This is a genomic window from Streptomyces sp. NPDC046985 (assembly GCF_040644415.1).
In the GTDB taxonomy this organism is placed as follows: domain Bacteria; phylum Actinomycetota; class Actinomycetes; order Streptomycetales; family Streptomycetaceae; genus Streptomyces.
This window is the reverse complement of the sequence record NZ_JBEYWK010000012.1, coordinates 1-7,784: the sequence shown is the minus strand read 5'-3', so window position 1 is coordinate 7,784 and position 7,784 is coordinate 1. Positions and strand designations below refer to the sequence as shown.

Annotated in this window: 5 protein-coding genes; all 5 read left to right on the top strand. The window is 73.4% G+C overall.

Translation table 11 applies throughout. The features are described from left to right. The first annotated feature begins 472 nt into the window (after window positions 1-472). Entirely contained in the window at window positions 473-1,930 is a 1,458-nt protein-coding gene (locus tag ABZ861_RS16935; RefSeq protein WP_361630482.1) for an aldehyde dehydrogenase family protein, read from the top strand. 528 nt (window positions 1,931-2,458) lie between these two features. Continuing rightward, complete coding sequence (locus ABZ861_RS16930) at window positions 2,459-4,411, top strand: acyl-CoA dehydrogenase family protein (protein ID WP_361630479.1); 1,953 nt, start codon at window positions 2,459-2,461, stop codon at window positions 4,409-4,411. Between the two features lie 413 nt (window positions 4,412-4,824). Then, window positions 4,825-6,087, top strand: coding sequence for a 1-deoxy-D-xylulose-5-phosphate reductoisomerase (gene dxr, locus ABZ861_RS16925; protein ID WP_361630476.1), 1,263 nt, complete (start codon window positions 4,825-4,827; stop codon window positions 6,085-6,087). Window positions 6,088-6,095: 8 nt separating this feature from the next. Continuing rightward, window positions 6,096-7,388: a site-2 protease family protein gene (locus ABZ861_RS16920; protein ID WP_361631023.1), complete on the top strand. Its 1,293-nt coding sequence runs from the start codon at window positions 6,096-6,098 to the stop codon at window positions 7,386-7,388. Between the two features lie 196 nt (window positions 7,389-7,584). Continuing rightward, on the top strand, window positions 7,585-7,784 hold a 200-nt coding region (locus tag ABZ861_RS16915; RefSeq protein WP_037868215.1), incomplete at its 3' end, for a flavodoxin-dependent (E)-4-hydroxy-3-methylbut-2-enyl-diphosphate synthase.

Sequence of the window (7,784 nt, the reverse complement as noted above, 5' to 3'; positions counted from 1 at the left end):
CTCCCGGCCTCCCGGCCTCCCGGCCTCCCGGCCTCCCGGCCTCCCGGCCTCCCGGCCTCCCGGCCTCCCGGCCTCCCGGCCTCCCGGCCTCCCGGCTGCTCGCTGCTCGCGGTGCTCCCGGTCCGTCCGGTGCTTCCTGCTCTCTCGGTCCTCCCCATGCCCCCGGTGCTCCGGGTCCTCCCGCCGGTCCCGCGCGGCCCGGCCCCCCGCGCCGACAACCCGCCCTGTCGGGCGCCCCGCCCCGACGCCCCTGGCTCGTCGGGCCCCCCCCCCGCGCCGACGCCCCGGCCCGTCAGGCGAACCCGCGCCGACCCCCCGCCCCTACGCCGAAGAGGCGCACCCCCGCCCCGTACTGCTCCACCGCGGCCAAGCGCCCGTCCGCCCCGTCCGACCTACCGTTGTCGTCGACGGGGGCCGACACCGCCGCCGTCGACGACACCCGACACCAACGCGGAAAGGCCGGGACTCGCCCATGCCCCAGGACAAGAACGTGGCCCACGCCTTCTGGCTCGCCGGCCGCCAGGCCACCGGTGAGGACGTCTTCGACGTCACCTCCCCGTGGGACGGCCGCCTGGTCGCGAAGGTCGGCGTGCCGACCGACGCCCAGGTCGAGGAGGCCGTGGCCGCCGCGCACGCCGTGCTGGAGGAGTTCGCCGGCACCCCGGCCCACGTGCGCGCCGCCGCCCTGGACCACGTCGGCAAGCGGCTCGCGGAGCGCACCGAGGAGATCGCGCAGCTCATCTCCGCCGAGAACGGCAAGCCGGTCAAGTGGGCGCGCGGCGAGGTCGGACGCGCGGTGTCCGTCTTCCGGTTCGCCGCGGAGGAGGCCCGCCGGTTCAACGCCGGCGAGGCCCAGCGCCTGGACACCGACGCCGGCGGCCAGGGCCGCCTCGCGCTGACCCGCCGCTTCCCGAAGGGCGTCGTCCTCGGCATCGCGCCGTTCAACTTCCCGCTGAACCTGTGCGCCCACAAGGTCGCCCCGGCCATCGCCGCCGGTGTGCCGATCATCCTCAAGCCGGCCCCGGCGACCCCGCTGTCCGGACTGGTCCTCGGTGAGCTGCTGGCCGAGACGGACCTGCCCGCCGGTTCCTGGAGCGTCCTGCCGGTCGCCAACGACAAGATGCCCGCCCTCGTCCAGGACGAGCGGCTGCCGGTCATCTCCTTCACCGGCTCCGACAAGGTCGGCTACGCGATCATGGACTCGGCGCCGCGCAAGCACTGCACCCTGGAGCTGGGCGGCAACGGCGCGGCCGTCGTGCTCGCCGACTACGCGAGCGAGGAGGACCTGGACTGGGCCGCGAACCGCATCGCGACCTTCTCCAACTACCAGGGCGGCCAGTCCTGCATCTCCGTGCAGCGCGTGATCGCCGACGCCGCGGTCTACGACCGTCTGCTGCCGCGCATCGTGGCCGCCGTCGAGGCCCAGGTCACCGGCGACCCGTCCGACCCGAAGACCGACGTCGGCCCGCTGGTCAGCGAGGACGCGGCCAAGCGCGTCGAGTCCTGGGTGCGGGAGGCCGTCGAGGCCGGCGCCACCCTGCTCACCGGCGGCGGCCGCGACGGCGCCACGTACGCGCCGACCGTCCTCGCCGACGTGCCGGACGACGTGACGATCTCCTGCGAGGAGGTCTTCGGGCCGGTGCTGACCGTGCGCAAGGCGGACGGCGAGGCGGCCGCGTTCGCCGCGGTCAACGACTCCAAGTACGGCCTTCAGGCCGGTGTCTTCACCCACGACATCCAGGCCGCCTTCCGCGCGCACCGCGCCCTGGAGGTCGGCGGCGTGATCGTCGGCGACGTGCCGTCCTACCGCGCCGACCAGATGCCGTACGGCGGCGTCAAGCAGTCGGGCGTGGGCCGCGAGGGCGTGCGCTTCGCGATGGACGACTACACGTACGAGCGCGTCCTCGTGCTGACCGGGCTCGCCCTGTAAGACCGGGCGAGCAGTGGCCCACGACGGCCGGCGCCTCCCGCACAGGGGGCGCCGGCCGTCGTCGTACGGCGGGCCGGGAAGCCCCGCCGCACCCCGGCCGACACGGGCGCGCCCGTCATCCAGGCACTAGCCAGCGGCCCGGCGCCGGCGGCCGCGGACGTCACCCGTTCGGCCCTGCGGCCCGGAACGGCGCCGACGTGCCCCGGCGGGCGGCGCGAGGAGCGAGCGGCCCGCGGCGCGCCGGGCCCGCGCCCCTCGCGCTCCCGCGCGCCCCGCGGGACGACGGCACGCCGACGTCCCGCGGGCGGCCAGGCCCGTACGCCGTCCGGGCTCAGGCGGCCGGGCCCCCGCGTCCGGGCGCGAGGACGGACCGGCGGCGCGGCGGGCGGCGCTCCCGCCGGGGACCGCGCGGGACGGCGGAGTCGTCTCCGGGGTGGTGACTCCTCACGCTTTCGGGTACATACGTTCCAGTAGCACCGGTCAGTAACGGAACGCCCTCCGATCCCTCTTCGCGGCGAGGTGAGCCTCATGTCCGCACCATCGACCAACCGGCCGACCGACAAGCCCACCGTGACCGAGCGCGAGGCGCGCGAGGTCGCGGAGGCCGCCCGGGAGCAGAACTGGCGCAAGCCCAGCTTCGCCAAGGAACTGTTCCTCGGCCGCCTCCGGCTCGACCTCATCCACCCGCACCCGCTGCCCGCCGAGGACGACGTCCAGCGCGGCGAGGAGTTCCTCGCCAAACTGCGGGACTTCTGCGAGACGAAGATCGACAGCGCCCGGATCGAGCGCGACGCGCTGATCCCGGACGACGTGGTGACCGGTCTCAAGGAGATCGGCGCCCTCGGCATGAAGATCGACACCAAGTACGGCGGCCTCGGCCTGACTCAGGTCTACTACAACAAGGCGCTCGCACTGGCCGGCTCCGCGAGCCCGGCGGTCGGCGCGCTGCTCTCCGCGCACCAGTCGATCGGCGTGCCGCAGCCGCTGAAGATGTTCGGCACCCAGGAGCAGAAGGACGCCTTCCTGCCGCGCTGTGCCCGCACCGACATCTCGGCGTTCCTGCTCACCGAGCCGGACGTGGGCTCCGACCCGGCGCGTCTGGCGACCACCGCGGTCCCCGACGGCGACGACTACGTCCTCGACGGCGTCAAGCTGTGGACGACCAACGGAGTGGTGGCCGACCTCCTCGTCGTCATGGCGCGGGTGCCGAAGTCCGAGGGCCACCGCGGCGGCATCACCGCCTTCGTCGTCGAGGCCGCCTCCGAGGGCGTCACGGTGGAGCACCGCAACGCCTTCATGGGCCTGCGCGGCATCGAGAACGGCGTCACCCGCTTCCACCGGGTCCGCGTCCCGGCCTCCCACCGCATCGGCGCGGAGGGGCAGGGCCTGAAGATCGCCCTGACCACCCTCAACACCGGGCGGCTGTCCCTGCCCGCCATGTGCGCGGGCGCGGGCAAGTGGTGCCTGAAGATCGCCCGCGAGTGGTCGGCGGCCCGCGAGCAGTGGGGCAAGCCCGTCGCCCTGCACGAGGCGGTCGGCTCGAAGATCTCCTTCATCGCCGCCACCTCCTTCGCCCTGGAGGCCGTGGTCGACCTGTCCTCCCAGATGGCCGACGAGAGCCGCAACGACATCCGCATCGAGGCCGCCCTCGCCAAGCTCTACGGCTCCGAGATGGCCTGGCGGATGGCGGACGAACTCGTCCAGATCCGCGGCGGACGCGGCTTCGAGACGGCGGCCTCCCTCGCCGCCCGCGGCGAACGCGCCGTCCCCGCCGAGCAGATGCTGCGCGACCTGCGCATCAACCGCATCTTCGAGGGCTCCACCGAGATCATGCACCTGCTCATCGCGCGCGAGGCCGTGGACGCGCACCTCGCGGTCGCCGGCGACCTCATCGACCCCGGCAAGTCCCTCCAGGACAAGGCCAAGGCGGGCGCGAACGCGGGCGTCTTCTACGCCAAGTGGCTGCCCAAGCTGGTCGCCGGCCCCGGTCAGCTCCCGCGCTCCTACCCGGAGTTCCACCCGGCCGGGCACGTCGACCTCTCCGGCCACCTGCGCTACGTCGAACGGCACGCCCGCAAGCTCGCCCGCTCCACCTTCTACGCCATGTCCCGCTGGCAGGGCCGGATGGAGACCAAGCAGGGCTTCCTCGGGCGGGTGGTGGACATCGGCGCGGAACTGTTCGCGATGAGCGCGGCCTGCGTGCGCGCCGAGCTGCTGCGCTCCCGCGGCGAGCACGGCCGCGAGGCTTACCAGCTCGCCGACGCCTTCTGCCGCCAGGCCCGCATCCGGGTGGCCGAGCTGTTCGACCGGCTGTGGACCAACACCGACGACCTCGACCGCAAGGTCGTCAAGGGCGTCCTCGGCGGCGCGTACACCTGGCTGGAGGAGGGCGTGATCGACCCCTCGGACGACGGCCCGTGGATCGCGGACACCGCCCTGTCCACCGACCGCCGCCCGAACATGCACCGCCCGATCCGATAAGGCCTACGGCGCCCGCGCGGCCCACGCCATAGCCCGGCAGGGCCCTCGCCCGGTGCGCACGCGGCGAGTCCTCGCCGGTGCGCACCGGGCGAGGCCCGGGGGCCCGGCGGCCCCATGGCCTTACGGCCCGGCGAGGTCCGGCAGCCTGGCGGGACCCCGCGATCTCAGGGCCCGGCGGCCCTGTGGCCTGGCGAGGGCCTGCGGCCCGGTGGCCGGCAAGGCCCGGAGGGCCAGCGGTCCGGCGACCGGGCAAGGTCCCGCGGCCCGGTGGGCGCCGTGACCGGTGGCCCAGGCACACCGCGTGCGTGCGGGACGCTGCGGCGAGGCGTCGCCGCCGCGTCCCGCGGACCCCGCGCCTCCCGAAAGGGCGACGCCCTGTCCTGCCCGGCGCTCCGTGCCGCCACAATGGGGGGATGAGCGACAGTCCAGCCCCTCTCGCCGATCCGCACCTCGTCTTCGACCCCGTCGCCGGGGACGGGCCCAAGGACGTGGTGGTCCTCGGCTCGACCGGGTCCGTCGGCACCCAGGCCATCGATCTCGTGCTGCGCAACCCCGGCCGCTTCCGGGTCACCGGGCTCTCCGCCAACGGCGGACGGGTCGGCCTCCTCGCCGAGCAGGCGTACCGGCTGCGGGTGCGGACCGTCGCCGTCGCCCGCGAGGACGTCGTGCCGGTCCTGCGCGAGGCGCTCGCCGCCCAGTACGGGCCGGGCGAACCGCTCCCCGAGATCCTCGCCGGACCCGAGGCGGCCACCCGGACGGCCGCCTCCGACTGCCACACCGTCCTCAACGGCATCACCGGGTCCATCGGCCTCGCCCCGACCCTCGCCGCCCTGGAGGCGGGCCGCACGCTGGCGCTCGCCAACAAGGAGTCGCTCATCGTCGGCGGCCCTCTGGTGAAGGCCGTGGCCAAGCCGGGTCAGATCATCCCGGTGGACTCCGAGCACGCGGCGCTCTTCCAGGCGCTGGCGGCCGGCACCCGCGCGGAAGTGCGCAAGCTGGTCGTCACCGCGTCCGGCGGCCCCTTCCGCGGCCGCACCAGGGACGAGCTGGCCCACGTCACCGTCGAGGACGCCCTCGCCCACCCCACCTGGGCGATGGGCCCGGTGATCACGGTCAACTCCGCCACCCTGGTCAACAAGGGCCTGGAGGTCATCGAGGCGCACCTGCTGTACGACATTCCCTTCGACCGCATTGAGGTCGTCGTACACCCGCAGTCGTATGTTCACTCGATGGTCGAGTTCACGGACGGATCCACTCTGGCGCAGGCGACGCCCCCCGATATGGGAGGGCCGATCGCCATCGGTCTCGGCTGGCCCGAACGCGTCCCGGACGCCGCCCCCGCTTTCGACTGGAGCACCGCCTCGACGTGGGAGTTCTTCCCGCTCGACGACGACGCCTTCCCGTCCGTCGGGCTCGCCCGGCACGTCGGCCGGCTCGCGGGCACCGCCCCGGCGGTGTTCAATGCCGCCAACGAGGAGTGCGTCGACGCGTTCCTGCGCGGCGCCCTGCCCTTCAACGGGATCATGGCGACCGTGACGCAGGTGGTCGAGGAGCACGGCACGCCCCGTACGGGAACTACGCTCACCGTGGGGGACGTTCTGGAGGCGGAGACCTGGGCGCGTGCTCGGGCCCGGGAACTGACAGCGCAGACGGCGACCGCGGAGGCGCGTGCATGACATCCCTGATGATGATCGTCGGCATAGTCGTCTTCGTGATCGGCCTGCTGGTCTCCATCGCGTGGCACGAGCTGGGGCACCTGTCCACCGCCAAGCTCTTCGGCATCCGCGTGCCGCAGTACATGGTCGGCTTCGGGCCCACCGTCTGGTCGCGGCACAAGGGCGAGACGGAGTACGGCCTCAAGGCCGTGCCCTTCGGCGGCTACATCCGCATGATCGGCATGTTCCCGCCGGGCGAGGACGGCCGGATCACCGCCCGTTCCACCTCGCCCTGGCGCGGCATGATCGAGGAGGCCCGCTCGGCCGCCTTCGAGGAACTCCGCCCCGGCGACGACGAGCGCCTCTTCTACACGCGCGCCCCGTGGAAGCGGGTCATCGTGATGTTCGCCGGCCCCTTCATGAACCTGGTGCTGGCGGTCGCGCTGTTCCTCACCGTGCTGATGGGCTTCGGCATCTCGCAGCAGACCACCACGGTCAGCTCGGTCTCCCAGTGCGTCATCGCCCAGAGCCAGAACCGCGACACCTGCGCCAAGGGCGACGCCGCCTCCCCGGCCGCCGCCGCGGGCCTGAAGGCCGGCGACAAGGTCGTCTCCTTCGACGGCGTGCGCACCGCGGACTGGGACCGGCTCTCCGACCTCATCCGCGCCGACCCCGGCAAGCAGGTGCCCATCGTCGTCGAGCGCGGCGGCCACGACGTCACCCTGCACGCGAAGATCGCCACCAACCAGGTGGCCAAGAAGGACGCCCACGGCCAGATCGTCCAGGGCCAGTACGTCACCGCCGGCTTCCTCGGCTTCAGCGCCGCCACCGGCATCGTCCGCCAGGACTTCGGCGAGTCCCTGACCTGGATGGGCGACCGGCTCGGCGAGGCCGTCGACTCCATCGCGGGCCTGCCCGGCAAGATCCCCGCCCTGTGGAACGCCGCGTTCGACGGCGCCCCCCGCCAGCCCGACTCCCCGATGGGCGTGGTCGGCGCGGCCCGCGTCGGCGGCGAGATCTTCACCCTGCACATCCCGCCGACCCAGCAACTGGCCATGGCCCTGATGCTGGTCGCCGGGTTCAACCTCTCCCTGTTCCTGTTCAACATGCTCCCGCTGCTCCCGCTGGACGGCGGGCACATCGCGGGCGCTCTGTGGGAGTCGCTGCGCCGCCACCTCGCCCGGGTGCTGCGCCGCCCCGACCCGGGCCCCTTCGACGTGGCGAAGCTGATGCCGGTGGCCTACGTGGTGGCCAGCGTCTTCATCTGCTTCACGATCCTCGTCCTGATCGCGGACGTGGTGAACCCGGTCAAGATCTCCTAGGTCCTGCTGTCCCGCAGGACCCTGTCACGCGCGCTGTCGAGGGGCGGCCGGGCGGGTGCTCCGCCCGGCCGCCTGCCGACGAGTGGCTTACCGGGTGGCATGTGCTCGCCCAAGGCCGAGTGCCGTAATCTCGAAGCCTGGAGCCCGCCGCTCAACGGGACCGGACCTTGATCCACGACTTGGGGTTGCACAGCAGATGACTGCGATTTCTCTCGGCATGCCGTCCGTTCCTACCAAGCTCGCCGAGCGCCGCAAGAGCCGGCAGATCCAGGTCGGGTCGGTGGCGGTGGGCGGGGACGCTCCGGTGTCGGTGCAGTCGATGACGACGACGCGGACCTCGGACGTGGGCGCGACGTTGCAGCAGATCGCGGAGCTGACGGCGTCGGGGTGTCAGAT

Coding starts and splice junctions, on each gene's coding strand:
- ABZ861_RS16935 (WP_361630482.1), top strand. CDS start 473: ATGCCCCAGGACAAGAACGTGGCCCACGCCTTCTGGCTCGCCGGCCGC.
- ABZ861_RS16930 (WP_361630479.1), top strand. CDS start 2,459: ATGTCCGCACCATCGACCAACCGGCCGACCGACAAGCCCACCGTGACC.
- dxr (WP_361630476.1), top strand. CDS start 4,825: ATGAGCGACAGTCCAGCCCCTCTCGCCGATCCGCACCTCGTCTTCGAC.
- ABZ861_RS16920 (WP_361631023.1), top strand. CDS start 6,096: ATGATGATCGTCGGCATAGTCGTCTTCGTGATCGGCCTGCTGGTCTCC.